This is a genomic window from Microbacterium sp. MAH-37, from assembly GCF_009758255.1.
Taxonomy (GTDB): Bacteria; Actinomycetota; Actinomycetes; order Actinomycetales; family Microbacteriaceae; genus Microbacterium.
The window spans coordinates 325,556-349,618 of sequence record NZ_WSEN01000007.1; the positions used below are offsets into that span (position 1 = coordinate 325,556).

The following is a 24,063-nucleotide window of genomic DNA, read 5'->3' on the forward strand; positions in this document are numbered from 1 at the left end:
CGGCGCTGCTGGCGCCGACGGCAACCATGACAGCCTACGCCAGGCGTCCGCGCCGTCGAATTCCACGGCGCCGGGGATCGGGACAGTCATAGGGAGCGGTGAAAGGATGGTCTGGTGACCGCCAAGCCTGTCGATTCCGTTCCGTTCGCCTCCGCAGCAGCCGCCTCCGGCGCCCCGTTCGTGGAGACACCCGTCGCCTACGACGCCATCCTGCTGGCCGGCTTCGGTGGTCCTGAGGGGCAGGAGGACGTGATCCCGTTCCTCCGCAACGTCACCCGCGGGCGGGGGATCCCCGACGAGCGTCTTGAAGAGGTGGCCCATCACTATCGCCACTTCGGGGGCGTAAGCCCCATCAACGGGCAGAACAGGGCGCTGAAGGCGGCACTGGAGCAGGAACTCGCCGCACGTTCGATCGACCTGCCCGTGTATTGGGGCAACCGCAACTGGGCGCCGTACCTGGAAGACGCCGTCGCAGAGGCGGCGGCCAACGGTCACACGACGCTGCTCGCGTTCGCGACGAGCGCCTACAGCTCGTTCTCGAGCTGTCGCCAGTACCGCGAGGACTTCGCGCGCGTTCTGGGCGGCACGCAGTACGAGGACGTCGTCACCATCGACAAGATCCGTCCGTTCTTCGACCATCCCGGGTTCGTCCAGGCCTTCGTGGACGGGGTGCACGACGCGATCTCCGGCTTCCTCGCGGACGGGATCGCGCCGGAGGCCGTGCAGGTGCTCTTCTCGACGCACAGCATTCCGTCCGCCGACGCCGTGCGCTCGGGCCCGCGTGACGTGGACTGGGGCGCGGGCGGTGCCTATGCCGCGCAGCACGAGGCAGTCGCGGCCTGGGTGATGGATCGAGTCGCACAGCTGTTGCCGGCGGCGTCCGCCGTCCCGTGGGAGCTGGTGTACCAGTCGCGGTCCGGTCCCGCCTCGCAGCCCTGGCTCGAGCCCGACGTGTGCGACGTGATCGAGGAACTCGGCGGGCGGAGTCGGCAGGCCGTCGTCGTCGTTCCCGTGGGATTCATGAGCGACCACATGGAGGTGCTGTGGGACCTCGACACCGAGGCGAAGGAGGCGGCGGAGGGGGCCGGCCTGCGGTTCGTCCGTACGCCGACGCCGGGCGTGTCTGCGGGGTTCGTCGCGGGGATCGTCGATCTCGTGCAGGAGCGCCTCGAAGGCCGCCCTCCGGCGGACCGGGCGCACGTGACCGATCTGGGGCCGTCCTTCGACATCTGCCGACCCGGGTGCTGTGAGAACGTCCGCGCGGGGTTCAAGCCCGCCGCTGCCGGCATCGCTCCGTGACGTGAGGCGGGGTCCGTCGGCGCCGTGGGAGCCGGTGATGTGCCGAATAGGATGAGAGCCATGCGCATCCACCTCGCCACCGATCACGCCGGACTCGACTTCTCCACCCGCCTGCAGGAGCACCTGCGTGCGGCCGGCCACGACGTGGTCGACCACGGCCCGCTGACCTACGACGCGCTGGACGACTACCCGGCATTCTGCATCCGCGCAGCACAGGCCGTCGTCGCCGATCAGTCGTCCGGAGTCGAGGCGCTCGGCGTCGTGTTCGGCGGTTCGGGGAACGGCGAGCAGATCGCCGCGAACAAGGTCGAGGGCATCCGCGCCGCGCTGGTCTGGAACGCCTCCACCGCCGAGCTCGCGCGTGAGCACAACGACGCCAACGTGATCTCGATCGGTGCGCGTCAGCACACCTTCGACGAGGTGACCTCGTTCATCGACCTCTTCATCGCCACACCCTTCTCGGGCGAGGAGCGGCACGTGCGCCGGATCGGACAGATCGCCGATTTCGAGCGCGACGGATCTCTCCTTCCGGACCCGCGGGCCTGAGATGCCAGAGGGCCACTCCGTCCACCGCATCGCGCGCCAGTTCGACCGCAACTTCGTCGGCCGTGAGGTGCTCGCCTCCAGTCCGCAGGGCCGCTTCGCCGAGGGCGCGGAGTTCCTGAGCGGACGCGAATTGCTCGAGGCCAAGGCCGTCGGCAAGCAGATGTTCCTCGGGTTCGACGGCGACGCCTGGCTGCGGGTTCACCTCGGTCTGTACGGCGCGTGGGACTTCGCCGGCGAGATCCTCGTCGACCCGACGATCGCCTCGGCCAACGGACGCATGGGCCAGACGAACCAGCGCGGCACGGATCTAGATGCCCCGATCCTCGACGAAGCGGGGGAGAACTCGCTCACGTCGATCGGCGCTCCTCGGCGCACCCGGGTGCACGTCCGGATGTCTGAGCAGACCAAGGGCCTCGCGGACGACGGCGACCAGTGGCCGCCGCCCGTCGTCGGGCAGGTCCGCGTACGTCTGCTCACGGACGCGACGTGTGCCGACCTGCGCGGCCCGACCGCCTGCCAGGTTCAGACGCCGGACGAGATGCTCGCGACGATCGCGAAGCTCGGCCCTGATCCGCTCGTCGGCGATCCCGCCGAGGGCGAGGAGCGCTTCACCGCCGCCGTTCGGAAGAAGGGCACGCCGATCGCGCTGCTGCTGATGGATCAGGCCGTCGTGAGCGGGATCGGCAACGTCTATCGTGCGGAGATGCTGTTCCGCGCGAGGCAGAACCCGCACACGCCCGGCAAGCAGGTGCCGGAGGACGTCATCCGGGAGCTCTGGCGGGACTGGGTGCGCCTGCTTGCGATCGGCGTCGAGACCGGGCAGATGATGACCATGGACGACCTGTCCCCGGACCAGTACCGGGCGGCGATGGCGAGCCGTGACGACCGGCACTGGGTCTACCACCGCGCCGGGCTTCCGTGCCGGGTGTGCGGCACGGAGATCGCACTGGAGGAGATCGGGGCGCGCAAGCTGTACTGGTGCCCTTCCTGCCAGCGCTGATCCGTCGACGCACCGCGGGCGGGGTGGAATCCTGAGAGCGGGCTGTGAAAGGATGACCGGACTCTCTGCAACGACGCATGACAGGAGATGCGATGGACCTTTCCGGCCTGCAAGCCGTACTCGAGAAGATCAGCTCGTGGATCTGGGGCCCCTGGATTCTCATCCCTCTGCTCCTGGGTACCGGGCTGTACCTGACGATCCGCCTCGGAGGCCTGCAGTTCCTCCGTCTCGGCGCGGCACTGCGCCTGGGCATCTTCACCCGCAAGGACCCGGGCGCCGACGACGGTGACATCTCGCAGTTCCAGGCGCTCACCACCGCGCTGGCCGCCACGGTGGGCACCGGCAACATCGTCGGTGTCGCGACCGCCATCGGCATCGGCGGCCCGGGCGCGCTGTTCTGGATGTGGGTGACCGGTCTGCTCGGCATGGCGTCGAAGTACTCCGAGGCCTTCCTCGGTGTGCGCTTCCGCAAGACGGACGCCGCCGGTGAGAAGTCCGGCGGTCCGCAGTACTACCTGGAGCGCGGCATCCCGAACAAGTTCGGCAAGTTCCTCGCGCTGTTCTTCGCGATCGCCGCCGTGCTCGCCTGCTTCGGCATCGGCAACATGACGCAGGGCAACTCGATCGCCTCGAACATGGAGAACAGCTTCAACGTACCGACCTGGGTCACGGGACTCGTCCTCACCGCGTTCGCGATGCTCGTGCTCGTGGGCGGCATCAAGTCGATCGGTCGCGTGACGGCCGGCCTCGTGCCGATCATGATCATCTTCTACGTGCTCGGTGCGCTCTACATCCTGATCGCGAACATCGCCGATGTGCCCGCGGCCTTCGCTCAGATCTTCACGGACGCCTTCACCGGCACAGCGCCGATCGGCGGTTTCGCCGGGTCGGCGATCATCATCGCGGTGCAGTTCGGGGTCGCACGCGGCATCTTCTCCAACGAGTCCGGCATGGGCTCCGCAGCGATCGCTGCGGCCGCGGCCAAGACCACGCACCCCGTTCGCCAGGGGCTGGTGTCCATGACCCAGACCTTCATCGACACGATCATCGTGGTGACCTGCACCGGTCTGGTGATCATCACGACCGGCGTCTGGAACATGACCGACCCCGAGACCGGCGAGCAGATCAGCGCGGCGCTCATGACGGGCGAGGCGTTCTCGCACGGGCTGCCCGGTGAGTGGGGACACTACATCGTCACGATCGGCCTGGTGATGTTCGCCGGCTCCACGATCCTGGGCTGGTCGTACTACGGCGAGCGGTGCATCGAGCGGCTGATGGGCCGCAGGGCTGTCATGCCGTTCCGGGTGATCTTCTCGCTCGTGGTCTTCATCGGCTGCACGGTGCAGCTCGGCGTGGTGTGGGCGTTCTCCGACGTGATGAACGGCCTGATGGCGATCCCGAACCTGATCGGACTGCTGATCCTGTCGGGTCTTATCGCCCGCGAGACGAAGAAGTATCTCGACAACGATCCGAAGCTCGTCGCGACCAAGGAGCAGATCGACGTCTTCATGGCCGGCGACCGCGACTTCGAGGAGTGGAAGACGCAGGCGATCCCGGTGGTGGGCGCCAAGAAGTAGCACGGCGTGGCGACGGCGGCCTGGGGGAGCGTCCCCCGGGCCGCCGTCGCCGTAATCTGGTCACATGCGCCAGAACCCCAGCTTCGCCATGACCGATCTGACCGAGTTGAGGCGGGTGATCGCGCAGAACCCGTGGGCGACGCTGGTGGCGAGCGGCCCGGACGGGCTGGTCGCCTCGCACTACCCGGTGCTGCTGGACCCCGATCGCGAAGATCTGACGGTGGTCGGCCATGTCGGCAAGCCGGACGATCACGTGCTGGGACTGGGGGAGACCGAGCTGCTGCTGGTGTTCGAGGGACCGAACGGCTACATCTCGCCGAATTGGTACGGCGATGTCAAGGCAGTCCCGACCTGGAACTACGTGGCGGTGCACCTGGCCGGCGTCCCGGAGGTCGTCGACACCGAGACGAACCTGAAGATCCTGGACGATCTGGTCTCGCACTTCGAGTCGCGGCTGCCGCAGCCCCGGCTGATGTGGCAGGCGCCGAACACCGACGAGTTCGTGCGCGTGCTCGAGGCGGGCACGGTCGGCTTCCGCCTGACCCCGACCCGGGTCACGGCCAAGCGGAAGCTCAGCCAGAACAAGCCGGACGAGATCGTCGAGAGCGTGATCGCCGAACTCGGCGCGGACGGCGAGTACGCGCATCCGGCCCTCGCCGCGGAGATGCGCCGGGCGCACGACGCACGTCTGGCGCACCGCGGATGAGCACCGACCTGCTGCTGCGGTCTGTCCGCGTCGCCGGCGCAGGGCGTGAGCTGCTGCCGACCGACGAGCCGGTCGACATCCTGATCCGAGGTGGCCTCATCACCGACATCGCACCCACCGGCAACCTGCGTGCGCCGGCTGACGTCCTGGACGGCGACGGCGCCTGGGTGATCCCCGGTCTCTGGGACCACCACGTGCACACCGTGCAATGGGCGCTCACCGCCCAGCGCGAGCCGCTGCACGACGCAGAGAGCGCGGCGGATGCCGCTGCGCGGATGTCCCGGGTCGCGCCACTGAGCGACGGACGCCGGATCGGCATAGGTTTCCGCGACGCGCTCTGGCCCGACGCTCCGACGCGGGCGCTTCTCGATCAGATGACGGGCGACGTACCGACCTATCTGCTCAACGCCGACGTGCACAGCGTCTGGCTGAACTCCGCGGCGCTGCGTCGTGAGGCGTTCGACGGGCAGGACGACGACGGCATGCTGCGCGAGGAGCCCGCGTTCGAGATCTCGCGCCGGCTGAACGCCGTCGACGACGCGATGGCCGATGCCGCCGTGGCCGAGGCGGCCCGTCGCGCGGCCGCGCGCGGCATCGTCGGGCTGGTCGACTTCGACATGGGCTGGAATGCCGGAGCATGGGCGCGCCGTCTGGCAGCCGGCTTCGACGTGCACCGGGTGGAGTTCGCCGTGTACCCGCACGATCTGGAGCGGGCCGTGGCGGAGGGGCTACGCACAGGCGACCCGGTCGGCGAGGGCGGGCTGGTGCGCATGGGCCCGCTGAAGGTGATCGCCGACGGATCCCTCGGCACTCGCACCGCCGCGTGCAGCCACGGCTACGACGACACGCCGTCCAATCACGGGGCGCTCACCGTGCCGCCTGAGCGTCTGCACGAGCTGCTCGGCCGCGCCGCCGGTGCGGGCATCGAGGCCGCGGTGCACGCGATCGGGGATGTGACGGCCACCGCCGCGCTCGACGCGTTCACCGACACCGGGCAGACCGGGACGATCGAGCACGCCCAACTGGTGCGGCACGCCGACCTGGCCCGCTTCGCCCGCCTCGGGGTGGCCGCGAGCATCCAGCCGCGTCACGCGATCGATGACCGTGCGCTGGTCGACCTGCTGTGGTCGTCGCAGTCCTCCGTCGCCTACCCGATCGCGAGTCTGCGCAGTGCAGGCGCCGGCGTCCGGTTCGGTTCGGATGCCCCGGTCGCACCGCTCGACCCGTGGCATGCGATCTCGGCCGCGGTGACGCGCGAGAGCGAGGACGGCACGCTGTGGCACCCCGAGGAGCGCGTCGACATCGACACCGCGCTGCGTGCCAGCGCGCACCACGGTACCGACGGCACGTCTGCCGTCACCCCGGGCGGGGTCGCCGATCTCGTGCTCTGCGGTGCCGACCCGCACAGCACGGATGCCGCGACACTGCGAGTGATGCCGGTCGAGGCGACCTTCGTCGCCGGGCGCCGCACGCACTGATCGCGGACACACGAATGCCCTCGGGAGATCCCGAGGGCATTCGTGGTTCGAGATGCGTCAGGCCGCGACGTGCGAGAACAGGAACCAGCGGTCCTTCTCGAGACCGCGCTGGATCTCGATCGCGACGTCCTGGCTGGTGAGGTCGACCTCGTCGAGCCCCTCCACAGCGGCCTTCACGTCCACGAGGATGGCGTCGATGTCGGCGATGACGGCGCGGACGAGCTCGTCCGAGGCGGCGAAGCCCGCGGCGACCTGCGTCGAGCCGGCCTTCTCGGCCACCGTGCTGATGCGGGCGTCGATCGGCAGCCCCAGGGCGACGATGCGCTCCGCCGCGGTGTCGGCGAACTCACCGGCGTTGGCCACGACGGTGTCGAGGAACTCGTGCACCCCGATGAAGTTGGCACCGCGCACGTGCCAGTGCGCCTGCTTGCCGTTCACGACCAGCGCCTGCAGGCCGAGGACGACGGGGGAGAGGAACTGGGCCGCCGCAGCTGCCACGGTGGGGTCGCCGGCGGTGGCGGGGATGGTCTTAGAAGCGCTCATGGTGTCCTCCGGAGTCGTTGATCGCTGCCTGATGACCTCAACGCTACTCAGCCTGAAATGTTCCGCAAGCAAGCTGAGGCAACACTAACCGCCGCGGAATCACGCGGATCTGAGGGTAGTCTCACCTACATGACCGTCTCCTCCGCAGCATCCGTCCTGGCACTGCCGGGCAAGACTCCGAGCCTGCACGACGATGCCTTCGTCGCCGATGGCGCGCGCATCGTCGGCGAGGTGTCGGTAGGCCGGGGAGCGAGCGTCTGGTACAACGCCGTGCTCCGCGGCGACTCCGCGCCGATCTCGATCGGTGCGGGCAGCAACGTGCAGGACAACGTCTCGGTACACGTGGACAGCGGTCACGGTGTCGTCGTCGGCGAACGCGTGTCCATCGGCCACAACGCTGTCGTGCACGGCTGCACGATCGGCGACGGTTCGCTCGTCGGTATGGGCGCCGTCGTGCTGTCCGGCGCGGTGATCGGAAACGGGTGCCTGATCGCGGGCGGCGCGGTCGTGCTCGGCGGCACGGAGGTCCCGGACGGCTCGCTCTTGGCGGGCGTGCCCGCCAAGGTGCGTCGTGAGCTCACCGACGAGGAGCGCGCCGGTCTCATCGAGAACGCCGAGATCTACCTCCGGCACACGCAGACGCATCGCGATGCAACAAGGCTCTGACGCCGCCCGGTAGGCTGGAAGACCTACGGGGCGGTGGCCAAGCTGGTCAAGGCAGCGGGCTCATAACCCGACGATCGTGGGTTCAAGTCCCACCCGCCCTACTCTTTCGTCTGCGGACGGCCGATGATCCCGATGCCGACGGCCTCGTGATCCGGTTCCGGTTCGTCGCGCTCGGGCTTGCGTGGCTGCTCGCCGGGCTCCTTCTCGGTGCTGGGCTCGTCGAGGTCCTCGGCGGCGGGCTCCGTCTCAGGGCGTTCGTCCTGTTCGCGTGGATCGGTCATGGTTCGTCCTCCTTGCCGCGAACGTACGAGGCACCTCCGGATACGCGAAGGGGGTGGACAACGCCCGAACCGGCGCTACAGGTGCTCGAGCGGATACCGGTCCCGGATGTGCTCCCGGAAGTACCGCCCCGCGCTCGGCGCCGCCACGAGCGCGCGGTGCACCGACGGCGGGACCGCGTAATAGCGGTAGAGCTCCGAGCTGCGGAATTCGATCTCGAGCACGGCCGTGCCGGGGTCGTATCCGACCGAGGCGATCGCGGACGATCGAACCTGCTGCCGCTTCATGGCGAAGCCTCCGGCGGATCGCCGGTGCCCGCTCGCGCCCGACGTGGACGTCGCTCTCCGGAATCCTCCATCCGAAGGATGGTACGCCGGGCTCTGTCACCGCGGCCTGCGGGTTGACAACCGGACGAGACCGCTGCAGCGGTTACCGGACGCGCCGGTCGTACGCCAGGTCGAGCAGCCGCTGGAACACGTCGCCCGATCGCAGGCCGTTGTGCTCGTGCTCGCTGGTCACCCACAGTCTGAGGCCGGGCAGCAGCCGCGCCGTCTCCAGAGAGTGCTCGAGCGAGACGTACACGTCGTTCACGTACACAGCCGCCGCACCGCGCGCGCCGGACGCCGCGAGAGCGTCAGCGTCGTACAGCGCGGGCCACTCGTGGTCGGCGAGCGTGAGCGCGACCTCGCGCCACGGCCGGAGCGCGGGGACCGTCTCCGTCCACTCCCGACGGATGTGCTCACCGGTGAACAGGGTCACGTCCGAGACGAAGTCCGCCGGCTCCATCCGCTCCGCCGACCACCGAGTGGTCTGGGCGTCGGCGTAGCAGGACTCGTGGAACGCGAAGTAGAGCGGGTTGCGGCCGCCGAACGGCATGGCCGCGGCCAGGTCGTAGCGGAACGCGTTGGTGTCGGGGTCGAGCTCGAGCAGCGACCAGACGGTCTGCCAGCCGTCGTTCGTACCGAGTGCGGAGCCGACCGAGCGCAGCCGCGAGACGGAGACGACCTCTCCATCCGGCAGCAGCAGCTTCCCGGCGGCGGCGAGGTCGACGAGTCTGCGCATCCGCTCGCGGTGCTCGGGGAAGCGGCGGTAGTACTTCTCCGACGCGGTGCGCATCTTGTCATAGCTGAGTGTGTAGACCTCGTCGACCGTGTGCTCCACAGTGCTGAGCCCACCGGTGGTGTAGACCCGGTCCAGCGCGCTCGCGTGCGTCGACAAGTACGTCAGCACGGTGAAGCCGCCGAACGACTGACCGAGCAGGTTCCATTTCTCGACGCCCAGCTCGGCGCGCAGCGCCTCGGCATCCCGCACGATCGAGTCCGCCCGCAGGTGCGTGAGGTACTCCGCGGCAGCGGGGGAGCCGAGCTCCTCCAGCAGCCGGTCGCCCACCGGCGTCGAGCGCCCGGTGCCGCGCTGGTCCAGCATGACCACGCGGTGATCCTGGAGCGCAGCATCCAGCCATGAGGGCGAGGAGGGGGCATGGAACGGACGCGGCGCCTCGAAGCCTGGCCCGCCCTGCAGGAATACCAGACAGGGCAGGTCCTCGCCGCCGTCGCGGGCGACGACCGCGGCGAACACGTCGATGGTGCGGGTGTCGGACTCGTCGCCCCAGACCAGCGGCACCGTCATCGTGTGCTCGGTCACTGTCAGATCCTGCATGCGTCGCACGACGGCGGTCATCACATCACGTTCCCGATGTAGGAGTACTTCACGAACACCTCGGCGGCGATGCCGGACTCCTCCAGCACGCCCTGTACGGCACCCATCATGTAGTTGGAGTCCCAGCCCATGTAGATGTGGATGCCGCCGAAGTCGTCCCAATGGCCCTTCCAGGCCATCTCGTCGTAGAGCGGGCCGCCGTGCGCCGCGCTGTACGCCAACGCGGCGGAGCGGTCGTCGGTCCAGGCGCGGCGGAACACCCGGTTGAACAGGTAGCGGACGTCCTTGACCTCCCAGTGCTCACCGCGGTACTCGACGTAGTCGAACTCGCGCTCCCAGCCGGCCGGCCACCCGCGGCGCCGGACGGCGTCGAGGATGGGGGTGAGGCCGTCGTCGTCGATCTCGGGCAGATCGGGTCGCGCCCAGATCCGCACGAATGCCTCGGTGAGCTGCACCGTGCGCGCGGCGATCGCGGCGGTTCCCCAGGAGGCCAGGTCGGCCAGAGCGCGAGTCCCGGAGACGGCGCTGCGCGCATAGGCGTCGTCCCGCTTGTCGGGGAACGACGCCCCGAACACGCGCTCCGTGAGCCGCTGCTCGAGCAGCGTGAGATTGCCCAGCGTCGGCGCCAGCGCGCGATGGCTGTTCTGCTCGTCCTCGGTGTACTCGCTCCACGGTCGCACGCCGTCACCCGACCAGGCGTCGCCCGGTGCGGCGGGCACGATGTGCTCCACGTCGTAGCCGCTCGCGTCGTCGACGTCGAGCAGGCGGCCCAACACGTACGAGGCGTACGGCAGCTCGCTGTACTTCAGCACCGCGCTGACGCGCTCGTCGGACGGCGTGATGCGGGCGATCGCGCGCATCAGCGCGTCATTCCCCTCGGCGCGGGCACGGCACAGGCGGGCGATCAGGCGATCGGTCGGCAGCCCCACCACGGTACGGCGCAGGAGCAGCGCCTGCACCCACTCCATCGTGACGATCAGCTCGTCGCGTGAGATCACGCCGTGCGCGTGGTCGCGATAGGCGCTCATCACCAGCGGATAGGCGGCGCGGCCGAAGGTGTTCACGAATCCGAGCTGGCGACGGATGCCGGCATCCGCTTCGAGCGACGGATCCAGCAGGATGCCGTAGATCTCCGCGTATTCGCGCCAGACGCCTGCATCGGCTCGCAGCCGCTCGACGTCGAACCGCGGGAAGGTTGCGCGGAACGCGCTGTACACCCCGCGCTCACCGGCGACATCGACCTCGCGACCGGTGGTCATCACCAGGAAGTGCCGCCAGAACGCGCCGATCGCCTCGCCGGTGAGTCGCTCGATCGCCAGCCAGTACTCCTCCTCGATCTCGAGCTGCTCACCGTGTGAGAGCCCCATGAGGATGTAGTTGTGGATGAGCTCGTGGTCGCGCAGCGGCTCACCTGTCGAGTTCAGGCTCTCGAAGATCTGCTGCGCGTTCGCCGCCGCGCCGAGCGTGATCGATACGTGCTCCAGCTTCTTCAGGCCCTCCCAGATACGTGGGGCCTCGTCGGCGTGAACCTGGCTGCGGAAGAAGGCGTAGTTGTCGTCGAACCGCGATTCGCGGTCCGTGTCGTCGCGTCGGTCCAGCACGACCGAGTCGTACAGGTCGGCCCACGCGTGATGCGGCCGCAGCTTGGTGCGGGCTGGGTCGTCGGCGCGCACCAGGACGCGCTCCAGGTCGGCGGCCATCGCGGGGTCCGTCTCTCGGACGGAGTGGTGCAGGGCCGCCACCAGGAGCATCAGCGTGGTGACACGCTGCTGCCCGTCGATGAGGATCAGGTCGCCGCCGTCCTCCGTGGCGTCCTCGGCCGACAGGATCGAGCCGATGAAGTGCCGGTGCGCGGCATCCTCCGCGGCCACGGCCCGGATGTCGGAGAGCAGCCGCTCACACCCGCCGATGTCCCAGCGGTACTGGCGCTGATACACCGGGACGACGATGTTCGTCGACGGTGCCGACAGCCATTCGATCGTGCTCGTTGCGGTCGCTTCGACGTTGGTTGCCGTGGCCATGACTGGGTGATGCCTCCGTGCGGCGGGAAGACGGGATCCGCCGCACCGAGTCTATCCGGGGCCGTCTTTTCTCCGGCTCGCCTCTCGGGCGCGTCCAGCAGCGGGAGGTAGGCTTACCTAAGTAGGGCCTGTTAAAACTTCGCTGGCCCCCTACGAAAGGACATGACTCGCTCATGGGATACATCAAGTCCGCAGCCCTTGAGGACAAGGGATTCGTCATCCTCGACAGCTACGGCGGGGAAATGGACCCGAAGGAATGGCTCGACATCGAATATGTCGATTGGAAGTCCTCGGGCGACACCCGCTTCTCCCCGCTCGCCAGCGCGAAGGGCGAGATCGAGTGCAACGGCTTCTGGAACCACAAGCCGCCGCGCACCGACAAGGACGGCGTCTGGATCGAGTCCCAGACCGCCATCGCTCCGACCCTGACCGCGCGTGCGCAGGAGCCCGGCGCCAATGTCGGCCGCTGCCGCGTCATCGAACTGCAGCCCACGCCGTACGGCGACTGCCTGTACAACCTGCACCAGGACGACAACAACCGTCTGAACCCGGACGGCACCGGCTGGGTGGTGCGCGGCTTCTTCAACCTCACCGACGACAAGGACAGCTTCTTCGTCCTGCGTGAGAACCGCACCGACCCGAGCATCGAGTACCGCATCGCTCTTCCTGCCGGCGCTCAGCTGATCGTCGACACCCAGCGTCTGTGGCACGCGACCACCCACATCGGCACCGAGCCGCGCTACTGCCTGATCACCTCCTGGACCTCGGGCCCGGAGCTCGACGCCTACATCGAGAAGTACCACGGCACCGACCAGCACACCCAGGTCGAGGTCCCGCAGGACGTCCTCGAGGCCGGATACGCCGAGCAGGCCCGCAAGGATGCCGCTCGTGCCGCGTACTACGCCGCCAAGGGTCAGCAGGAGAAGCTCGCGATGAGCGAGGCCTGATCCTCAGTCGGATCACGCGGAACGGCCCCGATCTCGGATCGGGGCCGTTCTGTGTTACATGCTTGTCATTCCTCGGAATCTCGGCGATAATCGCGGTATAACCGCATAGTCCGCCAGCATCCGTGGCTCAGGTCGTAGGGGAAGACGCACCTGATGAAACGGAGAGATCATGGCGACGGGATACGCACGGGGAGTGGTCTACATCCACTCCGCGCCTCGCGCGCTCTGCCCGCACCTCGAATGGGCGGTGGGACGCGCTCTCGGTCGTGCCGTCAACTTCGACTGGAGCGACCAGCCGGTGCAGCAGGGCACGCGCCGCGCGGAGTTCTACTGGGACGGCCCGGTGGGTACCGGTGCTGCACTCGCGACGGCCATCCGCGGGTGGGAGCACCTGCGCTTCGAGGTCTCCGAAGACCCGACGCCGCGCAGTGACGGCGGACGCTGGCTGCACACGCCCGATCTCGGCATCCACTATGCGCAGACGGATGCCGCGGGCAACATCGTCATCGGAGAGGACCGCATCCGGTACGCGATGGAGATCGCCGCCGGAAGCATTGTCGAGCTGCAGCGCGAGCTCGACGTGGCCCTCGGCGCCGCCTGGGACGAGGAATTGGAACCGTTCCGGCACGCCAGCGACGACTCGCACGTCGTGTGGCTGCACAAAGTCGGCTAGCCGTTCCGCTGAAGAGTCGGCTAGCCGCGCTGAAGAGTCGGTTGATAAGGCTTGCGAGAGAGGCGCGAGTAGCGGGATCCGGTGAACACCCCCGGAGACCGGGAAGGCGAATCTCTCGCAGAGGACAGGAGCCCCCGCCGGGGAAGGCGGGGGCTCCGTCGCGTCCGGCGTCAGATGACAGCGGTGCGCGGATACGTCCCCGCGGGATGAAGATCGCCGCGGCGGACGTCCCGCCAGGCGAGCGCGAACCGGCGCATCGCTTCCGCGGAGGTCTCGGGGTCGTGGGTGATCGGGATCCGCATCCGGCGCTCGAGCACCCCACCGGTAGCGAATCGCGGACCCGGCGGCAGGATGAGACCGTGCGCCCGCGCCGCGAGGGACAGCTCGGTCGAGATCGGGGCGCCAAGATCGATCCAGGTGGAGAGGCCGCCATGCAGGTCGGGCATCACGGGGCCGTCGACTGCGGCGAGCCCAGAGGAGACCGCGTCGCGTCCCGCCGTGAGACGCGCTCGAACCTGGCCGCTGAGCTCGGCAAGGTCGCCGAGCAGCTCGACAGCGATGCACTGTTCGAGGAGCGCGGTGCCGAGGTCGTACGACGCCCGTGTCGCCAGGAGCCGGCCGATCATCGCCCGGTCCGCGCGGATCCAGCCGAGTCGTAGCCCGCCCCAGGCGAGCTTCGAGAGCGACCCGATGGTGACGACGTGCGGACCGAGTGCGCCGAACGGAACGGGTGCCCACCCGCGATCGATGTCGAGCTCGGCGGTGGTCTCGTCGACGATCACGAGCGTCCCGGCGCTTCGGGCGGTCGCCGCGATCACGGAGCGCGCGTCGTCCGGCAGAGTTGCGCCGGTGGGGTTGTGGAAGTCCGGGATGAGATAGGCGAGGTGCGGGCGGGCGCGCAGCAGAGTCTCTGTGACGTGCGCGGCATCCCATCCGTCGTGATCCACCGGCGTCGGCAGCATGCGGTATCCGTGCCGGTGCAGCGCCTCGATCGCGTGCGGGAAGGTGGGCTGCTCGATCAGTGCTCGTTCGCCGCGCCGTCCGAGCGCGCTCAGCACGAGGTTCAGCGCCTGCATGGCGCCCGCGGTGATCACGATCTCGTCGGCGGATGTCGGTGCGCCGCGCTCCGTGAGGCGCCGGGCGACCGCGTCCCGGAAGTCCGGCAGCCCCTGCAGCGAGTAGCCGCTGGTTCCGCGCAGCGCGGCGAGGCGCGGCAGTGCCCGGACCGTCGCGTCGTAGAGCCCGGGCGTCGATCCCATCGAGGCGACGGACATGTCGATGGCGTCGCCGTCGCCTGTGGGTGCGGGGGCGAGCCCCTGGTGCGGCAGCGTCACCCGAGTGCCGCCGCCGTGCACCCGATCCACGTAGCCACCCTCGGCCAGGATGTCGTAGGCGTGCGTGATGGTCGAGCGGGAGCGCCGCAACTCGAGAGCCAGTGCGCGCTCGCTCGGTAGACGCTCGCCGACGGTGAGCCTGCCGTCGAGGACGAGCGCCCGGATCTGATCCGCGAGTGACGCCGCCGATGCGCCGGCGGCGCTCTGCACTCCGAGCAGGGTCACCAGGCGCGAGGTCATACGTCCATTCTGCGGCAGAGTGGCCTGGATCTGGCAGACCACTTTCCTCATGGTGGTCCGCTCTGCGCCGGGCGCCGGTCCGCGAGCATGAGGGGATGAACTTGCGATCGATCCTGCTGCCGATCTCCGCCGCCGGCCCCAGAGACCTCGCGGAGCGTCTGCTGCAGCTGGTGGTCGGGCTCTTCCTCTACGGCGTGGCGCTGGCCCTGATGATCCGCGGCGGCATCGGCGTGGCCCCTTGGGACGTCCTCTCGCTGGGGATCGCCGGGAGCACCGGGCTCGGCTACGGTCTGGTGACGAACCTCACCGCCGTGGTGGTGCTGCTGCTCTGGATACCGCTGCGCCAGCGGCTGGGACTGGGCACCGTGCTCAACGCACTGCTGATCGGGCCGAGCGCGGACCTGACGCTGTGGCTGGTCCCTGCCGCGCCTTCGCCGTGGGTGGGGGTGCCACTGTTCCTGTTCGGACTCGTGCTGCTCGCCTTCGCCACCGGCCTCTACATCGCGGCGGACTTCGGACCGGGCCCGAGGGATGGTCTCATGACCGGGCTGGTCGCGCGCACCGGATGGCGGGTGTGGGTGGTCCGCACCCTCATCGAGGGCAGCGTCCTGGCGATCGGGTTCCTGCTCGGCGGTCCGGTCGGCGTCGGCACCGTTCTGTTCGCGTTCGGTGTGGGGCCGCTGATCGGCTGGTTCCTGCCCCTCCTCACCCGGATGCGGGAGAGGCGGACTCGCCAGCTCGCGCGGCGGTGACGGATGCGCGAGACGCCCCCGGGGTTACCCCGGGGGCGTCTCGGCGTGCATGCGTTGGTCAGCCGTCGTAGCTGCGGAACGCGACGACCGCGTTGTGGCCGCCGAAGCCGAACGAGTTGCTGATGGCCAGCTGCGGGCCATCGCCGAGCGACTGCGGCGTACCTGCGAGCTTGAACGGCACGGCCGGGTCCTGCTCGGTCATGTTGATCGTCGGCGGGGCAACGCGGTCGCGCAGCGCGAGCACGGTGTAGACCGCCTCGAGTGCGCCGGTGCCGCCCAGCAGGTGGCCGGTCGAAGCCTTCGTGCCCGACACCGGGATCTCGTCGATCCGGGCGCCGAAGACGCGCTTGAGCGCCTCGTACTCGTTCGGGTCGCCGACCGGGGTCGAGGTCAGGTGCGCGTTGATGTGCGTCACCTCGCCGGGCGTGGCGCCGGCCTGCGCGAGCGCCGCCTCGACGGCGCGGGCAGCGCCTGCACCCGTCGGGTCGTTGCCCGTGATGTGGTACGAGTCGGCGGTGACGCCGCCGCCCACCAGCTCGGCGTAGATCTTCGCGCCGCGGGCCTTGGCGTGCTCCTCGGTCTCGAGCACGAGCGCGGCGCCGCCCTCACCCATGACGAAGCCGTCACGGTCGACGGCACCAGGGCGGGACGCGCCCTCGGGGTCGTCGTTGCGGCGGGAGAGGGCCTGGGCGGAGGCGAAGGAGGCCATCGTGATCGGGTGGATCGCCGATTCGGCGCCACCGGCGATGACCACGTCGGCCAGGCCGTCCTGCAGGTGCTCGTAGGCGTTGACGAGCGACTCCGTGCTGGAAGCGCAGGCGCTGACCACGGTGCGGGCGAAGGCCTTCGCCCCGAAGTGCAGCGACAGGTTGCCTGCTCCCGCGTTCGGCATCAGCATCGGGACCGTGAGCGGCATCACCCGACGAGGGCCCTTCTCGCGCAGCGTGTCCCAGGCGTCCAGAAGGGTCCAGACGCCGCCGATCCCGGTTGCCCAGTCGATGCCCAGACGTTCGGGCTCGATCTCGGGCGATCCGGCGTCCTCCCAGGCCTCGCGTGCCGCGATCAGCGCGAACTGCGTCGACGGGTCGAGGCGCTTGGCCTCGTGCCGCGGCAGCACCTCCTCGGGACGGACTGTTGCCTCGGCGGCGAACTTGACGGGGATCTGGTACGTCTCGAGCCACTCGTGGGGCAGAGTGTGCGCGCCGGGGACGCCGGCGAGCAGGTTCGCCCAGTTCTCGGGCGCCGTGCCTCCGAGTGCGGACGTGGCGCCGATACCGGTCACGACGATGCGCTTGGTCATGGATGGTTCCTTCGTGGGGATCGTTCAGGGACGGCGGATGCCACGCCCCGCGGATGTGCGGGCGTGGCATCCACGGGAATTACTCCGCGCCGGCGACGATGAACCTGACGGCGTCGCCCACGGTCTTGAGGTTCTTGACCTCGTCGTCGGGGATGGTCACGCCGAACTTCTCTTCGGCGTTGACGACGATCGTCATCATCGAGATCGAGTCGATGTCGAGGTCGTCGGTGAACGACTTCTCCAGGGCGACCTCGGACGCGTCGATGCCGGTCTCGTCGGTGATGAGCTCAGCCAGGCCCGCGAGGACCTCGTCGTTGGTGAGAGCCATTTCTTTCCTCTTTCTTGGGATGGTCTAGGAACCGGGGAACAGTCTAGGGAACAGCGGTTGCAATTACGGGATGTGCGGTGTTCTCAGGGGAGCACGACGACCTGGGCGGCGAACACCAGGCCGGCGCCGAAGCCGATCTGCAGCGCGAGACCGCCGGACAGCTCAGGGTGCTCCTGCAGAAGGCGGTGCGTCGCGAGCGGGATGGATGCCGCGGACGTGTTGCCGGTGGTCTCGATGTCGCGGGCGATCACCGTGGTCTCCGGCAGCTTCAGCTGCTTCGCGAACTCGTCGATGATGCGCATGTTCGCCTGGTGCGGGATGAAAGCCGCGAGGTCGGACGCCTCGATGCCGGCCTTGTCCAGTGCCTCGCGGGCGACCTTGGCCATCTCCCAGACGGCCCAGCGGAACACCTTCGGGCCCTCCTGACGGAGCGTCGGCCAGGGCGCCGCCCCGTCACGGAATTCGGTGAGCGTGTGGTTCATACCCACGGCCTCGGCGTTGCTGCCGTCAGAACCCCACACGGCGGGCGAGATCGCCGGGGTGTCGCTGGGACCCACCACGGCGGCACCTGCGCCATCACCGAGCAGGAACGAGATGCTGCGGTCGGTCGGGTCGACGATGTCGGAGAGCTTCTCCGCGCCGATCACCAGCGCGTAGTGCGCGGCACCGCTGCGGATCAGGGCGTCGGCCTGGGTGATCGCGTACGCGTAGCCCGCGCACGCGGCGTTGATGTCGTACGCCGCGGCGGGGTTCGCACCCACGCGGTCGGCGACGATCGCGGAGACCGACGGGGACTGCTTGGGGTTGCTGATCGTGGCGACGATGACGAGGTCGATGTCGGAGGGGGCGACGCCTGACTTCTCGATGGCCTCGGTGGCCGCGGCGGTGGACAGATCGATCGCGTCGGTCTCCGGCACGGCGCGCGTGCGCGTGACGATGCCGGTGCGCTGCCGGATCCACTCGTCGCTGGAGTCGATCGGACCGATCAGGTCGTCGTTCGGCACGGCGTTCTCGCCACGGGCGGCGCCGTAGGAGTAGATGCGCGTGTACGCGGGACCGGTGGTGTGCGCGAGGGTACGGGTCATGCTGCTTCTCCGTTCAGCAGCGCAACCGCCGCGTCGAGGTCTTCCGGGGTCTTCACGGCGACGTTCGGCACGCCGCGCAGACCGCGCTTGGCGAGTCCGACAAGAGCGCCCGCCGGGGCGACCTCGATCAGGCCGGTCACGCCGGCGTCGGTCATCGACTCCATGCACAGGTCCCAGCGCACCGGGGACGAGACCTGGGTGACGATGCGGTCCAGTGCGTCGCGGCCGTCGGTAACGACCGCACCGTCGCGATTGGACCAGAGCGTGACGGTGGGGTCTCCCGGAGTGACCTCATCGACGGCGGCGCGCAGGACTTCGACCGCGGGTGCCATGTACGAGGTGTGGAACGCCCCCGCGACCTCGAGGGCACGCACGCGGCTGCCCTTCGCGGGGTTCTCGGCGAGCCTGGCGAGGTTCTCCAGCGAGCCGGCGGCGACGATCTGACCGGCGACGTTGTAGTTCGCCGGGGTCAGGTCGAGCTCGGCGAGCAGGGCGAGCACCTCGTCGGCGTCACCGCCGAGCACGGCACTCATGCCGGTGGGAGTGCGAGCCGCGGCATCCGCCATCGCACGCCCGCGGATGCCGACCAGCCGCATCGCGTCGATGCCGGAGACGACTCCCGCAGCCGCGATGGCGGCGAGCTCACCGACCGAATGTCCGGCGAGGCCGTCGGGGCGTCGTCCGGATCGCTCCACGAGCTGCTTGCCGGCGACCATGGAGGCAGCGACGATGAGCGGCTGCGCGATGCGGGTGTCGCGGATGGTGTCGGCATCCGACTCGGTGCCGTGCTTGATCAGATCGACCTCCGCGGCATCCGAGAACGCCGCGAGCTGCTCGGCGACACCGTCGAGCTCGAGCCAGGGAGAGAGGAAGCCGGGGGTCTGAGAGCCCTGTCCAGGGCAGGCGACGACGATCACTCACCCATTCTGTCAACGATCACGCGGAGACGGTGGATGATCTCTCACAACAATCCGCGTTTCGTTTGTGCGTGGCGCACAGCTGTCAGCGTGGGCGACGTCCGAGTGGGCGACGGCGGACTTGCTCGGCGGTGCCGATGGAGCCGAGGATGAGCGCGGTCTGCAGGATCAGTGCCTCGCGCGGACCGGTGGCATCCCATCCGATCACCTCGCTGACCCGCTTCAGCCGGTAGCGCACCGTGTTGGGGTGCACGAACAGCTCACGAGCGGTCGCCTCGAGCGATCGTCCGTTGTCGAGATAGCTCCACAGCGTGGTCACGAGATCGGGGGAGTGCGACTGAAGAGGGCGGTAGATCCGCTCGATGAGGGTCTGCTTCGCCAGGGCGTCACCGGCGAGGGCGCGCTCGGGCAGCAGATCATCGGCCTCGACAGGACGGGGCGCGCCGCGCCAGGCGCGCGCGACGGCGAAGCCGGCGAGAGCCGCTCTGGCGCTCTGGCCGGCATCCACCAGGGCAGCGACGGGCGGTCCGAGCACGACGTAGCCCGGGCCGAAGGAAGGCTCGAGGCGACCGGCGATCTCCTCGAAGGGCAGCTCGTCGGTCGGTTCCTCGCGTCCGGGCAGACGGGCGCGTCCGACCACGAGCACCAGTCGCGACCCCTGTACGCCGATCAGGACGTCGACGGCGAGCTTGCGGGCGGTGCGGCGCACGGTGTCCACGTCGAACTGCGCCGGCGTCGTGCCGACGATGACGCTGACCTCGCCGTGGCCGTGCCAGCCCAGAGCCGCGATGCGGCTGGGGAGCTCCTCGTCGGCCTCGCCGGTGAGGATCGAGTCGACGACGAGCGCCTCGAGTCGGGCATCCCACAGTCCGCGCGACTCCGCGGCGCGCGCGTACACGTCCGCGGCCGCGAAGGCGACGTCGCGGGAGTAGAGCAGGATCGCCTCGCGGACGCTCTCGTCCTTGCCCGCGACGCGCTCCTCGGTGACGTCCACCGTGGCGCGGATCAGCTGCAGTGTCTGCTGCAGGCTGACGCTGCGCAGCAGCTCGCGGGGAGCGGCGGCGAAGAAGTCCGCGCCGATCCAGGCTGTGGACGTCGGATCCTCGTACCACTGGATGAACGAGGTGATGCCGGCCTGGGCCACCAGCCCGACGGAGGACCGTCGGGCCGGTGGCATGTCGGCGTACCAGGGCAGCGTCTCCTCGAGGCGCTTGATCGTCGCCGTGGCCAGGTCGCCGGAGATCCGGCGCAGCCAGGCGAGCGTCGCAGCCTTGTCGACGGCCGGCGCAGGAGTCGCTGTCACTCGGTGCTCAGCTCTCGCCGCCCGCGTTCCCGCTGGTGCCCGCGTTCACGTTGTACAGGTCGTACTTCGCGATGGCCTGAGCGACGATCGAGCGCTCGACCTTGCCCTCGTCGGCCAGGGCCTGGAGGGTGCGGACGACCATGGAGGGGCCGTCGATCTTGAAGAACCGGCGCGCTGCGGCACGGGTGTCGGCGAAACCGAAACCGTCGGCGCCGAGCGTGTAGTAGGAACCGGGGACCCACTGGCGGATCTGGTCCTGCACGGCGTGCATGAAGTCGCTGGTCGCGATGACCGGGCCCTCGGCGCCCTGCAGCTTCTCCGTCAGGTACGCGGTGCGCGGCTCCTGGTCGGGGTGCAGGAAGTTGTGCTCGTCGGCGGCGAGGCCGTCGCGGCGCAACTCGTTCCACGACGTCACCGACCAGACATCTGCCGTGACGCCCCAGTCCTCGCGCAGCAGCTCCTGCGCCTCGAGCGCCCACGGCACGCCGACGCCGGAGGCGAGCAGCTGGGCGCGGTGGCCCTCGCCGGTGCCGACGGAGATGCGGTGCAGGCCCTTGAGGATGCCCTCGACATCCACGTCCTCCGGCTCGGCCGGCTGGCGCATCGGCTCGTTGTACACGGTGATGTAGTACATGACGTCCGGGTCGGGGTGCGTGCCGCCGTACATCTGCTCGACACCGGCCTGCACGATGTGTGCGACCTCGTAGCCGAACGCGGGGTCGTAGACGAGCGTCGCGGGGTTGGTCGACGCGAGCAACGGCGAGTGACCGTCCGCGTGCTGCGTGCCTTCACCGGTCAGCGTGGTGCGACCGGCGGTGGCGCCGATCACGAAGCCGCGCGCCATCTGGTCGCCGGCGGCCCAGAAGGCGTCGCCGGTGCGCTGGTAGCCGAACATCGAGTAGAAGATGTAGATCGGGATCAGCGGCTCACCGTGGGTCGCGTATGAGGTTCCCGTCGCGGTGAACGCGGCGGTCGCGCCTGCCTCGTTGATGCCGACGTGCATCAGCTGGCCCTGCGGGCTCTCCTTGTAGGCGAGGAGCAGCTCCCGGTCGACCGAGGTGTAGTTCTGGCCGTTCGGGTTGTAGATCTTCGCCGTGGGGAAGTAGGCGTCCATGCCGAAGGTGCGCGCCTCGTCCGGGATGACCGGGACGATCCGCTCGCCGAAGCCCTTCACGCGCATGAGGTCCTTGACCATGCGCACGAAGGCCATGGTCGTGGCGACCTCCTGGTTGCCCGAGCCCTTCTTCGGCAGCGAGTAAGCCTTGTCGTCGGGCAGCTGCAGGCCCACGTGGGTGCTGCGGCGCTCGGGCAGGAAACCGCCGAGGTCACGACGGCGCTCCAGCATGTACTGGATCGTCTCGTCGTTCTGTCCGGGGTGGAAGTACGGCGGACGGTACGGGTCGGCCTCGAGCTGTGCGTCCGTGATCGGGATGTGCATGGTGTCGCGGAACAGCTTGAGGTCGTCCAGCGTCATCTTCTTCATCTGGTGGGTCGCGTTACGGCCCTCGAAGTGCGGGCCGAGGCCGTAGCCCTTGACCGTCTTCGCGAGGATCACGGTGGGCTGGCCCTTGTGCTCCATGGCCGCCTTGTACGCCGCGTAGACCTTGCGGTAGTCGTGGCCGCCTCGGCGCAGCTGCCAGATCTGGTCGTCGGTGAGGTCCTTGACCAGCGAGAGCGCGCGCTCGTCCCGGCCGAAGAAGTTCTCCCGGACGTAGGCGCCGTTCTCGGCCTTGTAGGTCTGGTAGTCGCCGTCGGGCGTGACGTTCATGAGGTTCAGCAGTGCGCCCTCGGTGTCGCGGGCGAGCAGGTCGTCCCACTCACGGCCCCAGACCACCTTGATGACGTTCCAGCCGGCACCGCGGAAGAAGCTCTCCAGCTCCTGGATGATCTTGCCGTTTCCGCGGACGGGGCCGTCCAGGCGCTGCAGGTTGCAGTTGATCACGAAGGTCAGGTTGTCGAGACCCTCGTTCGCCGCGACCTGGAGCTGGCCGCGGGACTCGACCTCGTCCATCTCGCCGTCGCCCAGGAAGGCCCAGACGTGCGAGTCGGAGACGTCCTTGATGCCGCGGTTGGCGAGGTACTTGTTCGTCATCGCCTGGTAGATCGCGTTGATCGGGCCGATGCCCATCGACACCGTCGGGAACTGCCAGAACTCCGGCATCATCCGCGGGTGCGGGTACGACGGCAGGCCGTTCGGGGCGCCGGACTTCTCCTGGCGGAAGGCGTCCATCTGCGTCTCGGTGAGGCGGCCCTCGAGGAACGCGCGGGCGTACATGCCGGGGGAGGCGTGGCCCTGGTAGAAAATCTGGTCGCCGCCGTTGGCGTGGTCGCGACCGCGGAAGAAGTGGTTGTGACCGACCTCGTACAGCGACGCTGCGGACGCGTAGGTGGAGATGTGGCCGCCGACCCCGATGCCGGGGCGCTGTGCGCGGTGCACGGTGATCGCGGCGTTCCACCGGATCCAGTGCCGGTAGCGGCGCTCGAGCTCCTCGTCGCCGGGGAAGGCGGGCTCGTTCTCGGGGGCGATGGTGTTGATGTAGTCGGTGGTGGGAACCATCGGCACGCCCAGGTGCAGATCCTTGGAGCGCTTCAGCAGGCTGAGCATGATCTCTCGCCCGCGGCCGTGGCCCTTCGCCTCGACGAGTTCATCGAGCGACTGCTGCCACTCGCCGGTCTCCTCCGGGTCGCTGTCGAGCGGGCCCTGCGAGTACGGATCCTGATCGTGAACGGTCACGGTCGACCTTTCGTCGTGATGGCAGATCATGCCAAGGGAACGGGATGCCGCATCGGTGAACCTTGTCGGCTTCACACAACGCGCACTGTGCTCAGCCTATCCCTGTTCGCACGAGGATCGCGTCGTCCGCTGGACCGTGCGCCCGCTCCTCAGTCGACGGCTCGCGACTCGAGTCGCCGCAGGTGCTCATCCCACGTGTCCTGCCATTCAAAGGCGCCGGATGCATCCCGGTAGCTCACCCACAGCGAGGCGAACCTGCCGTCGGGCAGGGCGACGGCGAACTCTCCGCCCGGGTCGACGCGCGGTTCGCTGGCGACCACGGTCGGCTCTCCGTCGATCTGCCAGACGGTCATCACCTCGGTGGCTGCAGCGCCGGTGACGCGAATGGTGCCGGCGCTCCCGTCTCGGCTCGGCAGCAGCCGTGGCTGAACCGCACGACGGGCCGCGAGCCGGGCCTGCTGAGCGGCGGCGCGGCTTTCGAGCGCGGCGATGGCAGCGCCGACCGCGGCAGCAGCGGCGCACAGCCCGGCGACGACGGCACCCGCGGCTTCCAAGGCCGCCAGCATCGCGGCATCCGCGCGCTTGAGGATGAAGACGACGAAGATGGCGACGAACACCAGCAGGCTGGCAGCGACGGTGATGGCGATGCGGATGCGCATGGGGGCGAGGATCCTCC

The 24,063-nt window shown here is 69.2% G+C and carries 23 protein-coding genes and 1 tRNA gene; 11 read left to right on the forward strand and 13 right to left on the reverse strand.

Going from position 1 to position 24,063, the window contains the following annotated elements; all coding sequences use genetic code 11:
- Positions 1 to 114 precede the first annotated feature (114 nt).
- The 6 genes from GON06_RS09615 to GON06_RS09640 all read left to right on the forward strand — a co-directional run bounded on the left by GON06_RS09615 (position 115) and on the right by GON06_RS09640 (position 6,606).
- The gene (locus GON06_RS09615; RefSeq protein ID WP_332837354.1) at positions 115 to 1,299 is read left to right on the forward strand and encodes a ferrochelatase; all 1,185 of its coding nucleotides are present in this window, start codon (positions 115 to 117) and stop codon (positions 1,297 to 1,299) included.
- A gap of 60 nt (positions 1,300 to 1,359) precedes the next feature.
- On the forward strand, positions 1,360 to 1,845 hold the full coding sequence (locus GON06_RS09620) for a ribose-5-phosphate isomerase (protein WP_157312069.1): 486 nt from the start codon (positions 1,360 to 1,362) through the stop codon (positions 1,843 to 1,845).
- Between the two features lies 1 nt (position 1,846).
- A complete protein-coding gene (locus GON06_RS09625) occupies positions 1,847 to 2,845 on the forward strand; it encodes an Fpg/Nei family DNA glycosylase (protein WP_157312070.1) in 999 nt (332 codons plus the stop codon).
- 92 nt (positions 2,846 to 2,937) lie between these two features.
- Complete coding sequence (locus tag GON06_RS09630) at positions 2,938 to 4,422, forward strand: alanine/glycine:cation symporter family protein (RefSeq protein WP_157312071.1); 1,485 nt, start codon at positions 2,938 to 2,940, stop codon at positions 4,420 to 4,422.
- Between the two features lie 64 nt (positions 4,423 to 4,486).
- Entirely contained in the window at positions 4,487 to 5,128 is a 642-nt protein-coding gene (locus GON06_RS09635) for an FMN-binding negative transcriptional regulator (protein ID WP_157312072.1), read from the forward strand.
- Entirely contained in the window at positions 5,125 to 6,606 is a 1,482-nt protein-coding gene (locus GON06_RS09640; protein WP_157312073.1) for an amidohydrolase, read from the forward strand. The genes GON06_RS09635 and GON06_RS09640 overlap by 4 nt, the downstream gene beginning before the upstream one ends.
- A 57-nt stretch (positions 6,607 to 6,663) precedes the next feature.
- Here the strand turns inward: GON06_RS09640 and GON06_RS09645 are convergent, their stop codons facing one another.
- Positions 6,664 to 7,149 (reverse strand): Dps family protein, encoded by a 486-nt coding sequence (locus tag GON06_RS09645; RefSeq protein ID WP_157312074.1) that lies wholly within the window; start codon positions 7,147 to 7,149, stop codon positions 6,664 to 6,666.
- A gap of 129 nt (positions 7,150 to 7,278) precedes the next feature.
- Here GON06_RS09645 and GON06_RS09650 point away from each other — a divergent pair, with 129 nt between their 5' ends.
- Both GON06_RS09650 and GON06_RS09655 read left to right on the forward strand, forming a co-directional pair.
- On the forward strand, positions 7,279 to 7,815 hold the full coding sequence (locus tag GON06_RS09650; RefSeq protein WP_157312075.1) for a gamma carbonic anhydrase family protein: 537 nt from the start codon (positions 7,279 to 7,281) through the stop codon (positions 7,813 to 7,815).
- 27 nt (positions 7,816 to 7,842) lie between these two features.
- Positions 7,843 to 7,916: transfer RNA gene (locus tag GON06_RS09655), tRNA-Ile, on the forward strand.
- Here GON06_RS09655 and GON06_RS09660 read toward each other — a convergent pair.
- From GON06_RS09660 to GON06_RS09675, 4 genes are all read right to left on the reverse strand, one after another.
- Complete coding sequence (locus GON06_RS09660) at positions 7,914 to 8,096, reverse strand: hypothetical protein (RefSeq protein ID WP_157312076.1); 183 nt, start codon at positions 8,094 to 8,096, stop codon at positions 7,914 to 7,916. The two genes, GON06_RS09655 and GON06_RS09660, sit on opposite strands and share 3 nt — an antisense overlap.
- A 75-nt stretch (positions 8,097 to 8,171) precedes the next feature.
- Entirely contained in the window at positions 8,172 to 8,381 is a 210-nt protein-coding gene (locus GON06_RS09665) for a KTSC domain-containing protein (protein WP_157312077.1), read from the reverse strand.
- 142 nt (positions 8,382 to 8,523) lie between these two features.
- Positions 8,524 to 9,738: an alpha/beta fold hydrolase gene (locus GON06_RS09670; protein WP_332837355.1), complete on the reverse strand. Its 1,215-nt coding sequence runs from the start codon at positions 9,736 to 9,738 to the stop codon at positions 8,524 to 8,526.
- Positions 9,739 to 9,773: 35 nt separating this feature from the next.
- Positions 9,774 to 11,774, reverse strand: coding sequence for a DUF262 domain-containing protein (locus GON06_RS09675; protein WP_157312079.1), 2,001 nt, complete (start codon positions 11,772 to 11,774; stop codon positions 9,774 to 9,776).
- 173 nt (positions 11,775 to 11,947) lie between these two features.
- Here GON06_RS09675 and GON06_RS09680 point away from each other — a divergent pair, with 173 nt between their 5' ends.
- Together GON06_RS09680 and GON06_RS09685 are read left to right on the forward strand one after the other, a co-directional pair.
- On the forward strand, positions 11,948 to 12,721 hold the full coding sequence (locus GON06_RS09680; protein WP_157312080.1) for a hypothetical protein: 774 nt from the start codon (positions 11,948 to 11,950) through the stop codon (positions 12,719 to 12,721).
- Positions 12,722 to 12,890: 169 nt separating this feature from the next.
- Positions 12,891 to 13,394, forward strand: a complete 504-nt coding sequence (locus tag GON06_RS09685; RefSeq protein WP_157312081.1) for a DUF3145 domain-containing protein — start codon at positions 12,891 to 12,893, stop codon at positions 13,392 to 13,394.
- A 170-nt stretch (positions 13,395 to 13,564) separates the two neighbouring features.
- Here the strand turns inward: GON06_RS09685 and yczR are convergent, their stop codons facing one another.
- The gene (yczR, locus tag GON06_RS09690; protein WP_157312082.1) at positions 13,565 to 14,968 is read right to left on the reverse strand and encodes a MocR-like transcription factor YczR; all 1,404 of its coding nucleotides are present in this window, start codon (positions 14,966 to 14,968) and stop codon (positions 13,565 to 13,567) included.
- 95 nt (positions 14,969 to 15,063) lie between these two features.
- Between yczR and yczE the strand changes: the two genes are divergently transcribed.
- On the forward strand, positions 15,064 to 15,720 hold the full coding sequence (yczE, locus tag GON06_RS09695) for a membrane protein YczE (RefSeq protein WP_157312083.1): 657 nt from the start codon (positions 15,064 to 15,066) through the stop codon (positions 15,718 to 15,720).
- A gap of 58 nt (positions 15,721 to 15,778) precedes the next feature.
- On the opposite strand, the gene GON06_RS09700 is transcribed toward yczE, so the two are convergent.
- The 7 genes from GON06_RS09700 to GON06_RS09730 all read right to left on the reverse strand — a co-directional run bounded on the left by GON06_RS09700 (position 15,779) and on the right by GON06_RS09730 (position 24,046).
- On the reverse strand, positions 15,779 to 17,020 hold the full coding sequence (locus GON06_RS09700; RefSeq protein ID WP_157312084.1) for a beta-ketoacyl-[acyl-carrier-protein] synthase family protein: 1,242 nt from the start codon (positions 17,018 to 17,020) through the stop codon (positions 15,779 to 15,781).
- 79 nt (positions 17,021 to 17,099) lie between these two features.
- Entirely contained in the window at positions 17,100 to 17,348 is a 249-nt protein-coding gene (locus GON06_RS09705; protein ID WP_157312085.1) for an acyl carrier protein, read from the reverse strand.
- An 83-nt stretch (positions 17,349 to 17,431) separates the two neighbouring features.
- Positions 17,432 to 18,433 (reverse strand): beta-ketoacyl-ACP synthase III, encoded by a 1,002-nt coding sequence (locus tag GON06_RS09710; protein WP_157312086.1) that lies wholly within the window; start codon positions 18,431 to 18,433, stop codon positions 17,432 to 17,434.
- A complete protein-coding gene (locus tag GON06_RS09715) occupies positions 18,430 to 19,350 on the reverse strand; it encodes an ACP S-malonyltransferase (protein ID WP_332837357.1) in 921 nt (306 codons plus the stop codon). The genes GON06_RS09710 and GON06_RS09715 overlap by 4 nt, the downstream gene beginning before the upstream one ends.
- An 85-nt stretch (positions 19,351 to 19,435) precedes the next feature.
- Positions 19,436 to 20,653, reverse strand: a complete 1,218-nt coding sequence (locus GON06_RS09720) for a PucR family transcriptional regulator (RefSeq protein WP_332837358.1) — start codon at positions 20,651 to 20,653, stop codon at positions 19,436 to 19,438.
- 7 nt (positions 20,654 to 20,660) lie between these two features.
- Positions 20,661 to 23,387 carry a pyruvate dehydrogenase (acetyl-transferring), homodimeric type gene (gene aceE / locus GON06_RS09725; protein ID WP_332837359.1) on the reverse strand — a complete coding sequence of 909 codons (2,727 nt, stop codon included), beginning with the start codon at positions 23,385 to 23,387 and terminating at the stop codon, positions 20,661 to 20,663.
- 149 nt (positions 23,388 to 23,536) lie between these two features.
- Positions 23,537 to 24,046 carry a hypothetical protein gene (locus GON06_RS09730; protein WP_157312087.1) on the reverse strand — a complete coding sequence of 170 codons (510 nt, stop codon included), beginning with the start codon at positions 24,044 to 24,046 and terminating at the stop codon, positions 23,537 to 23,539.
- Positions 24,047 to 24,063: the final 17 nt, after the last annotated feature.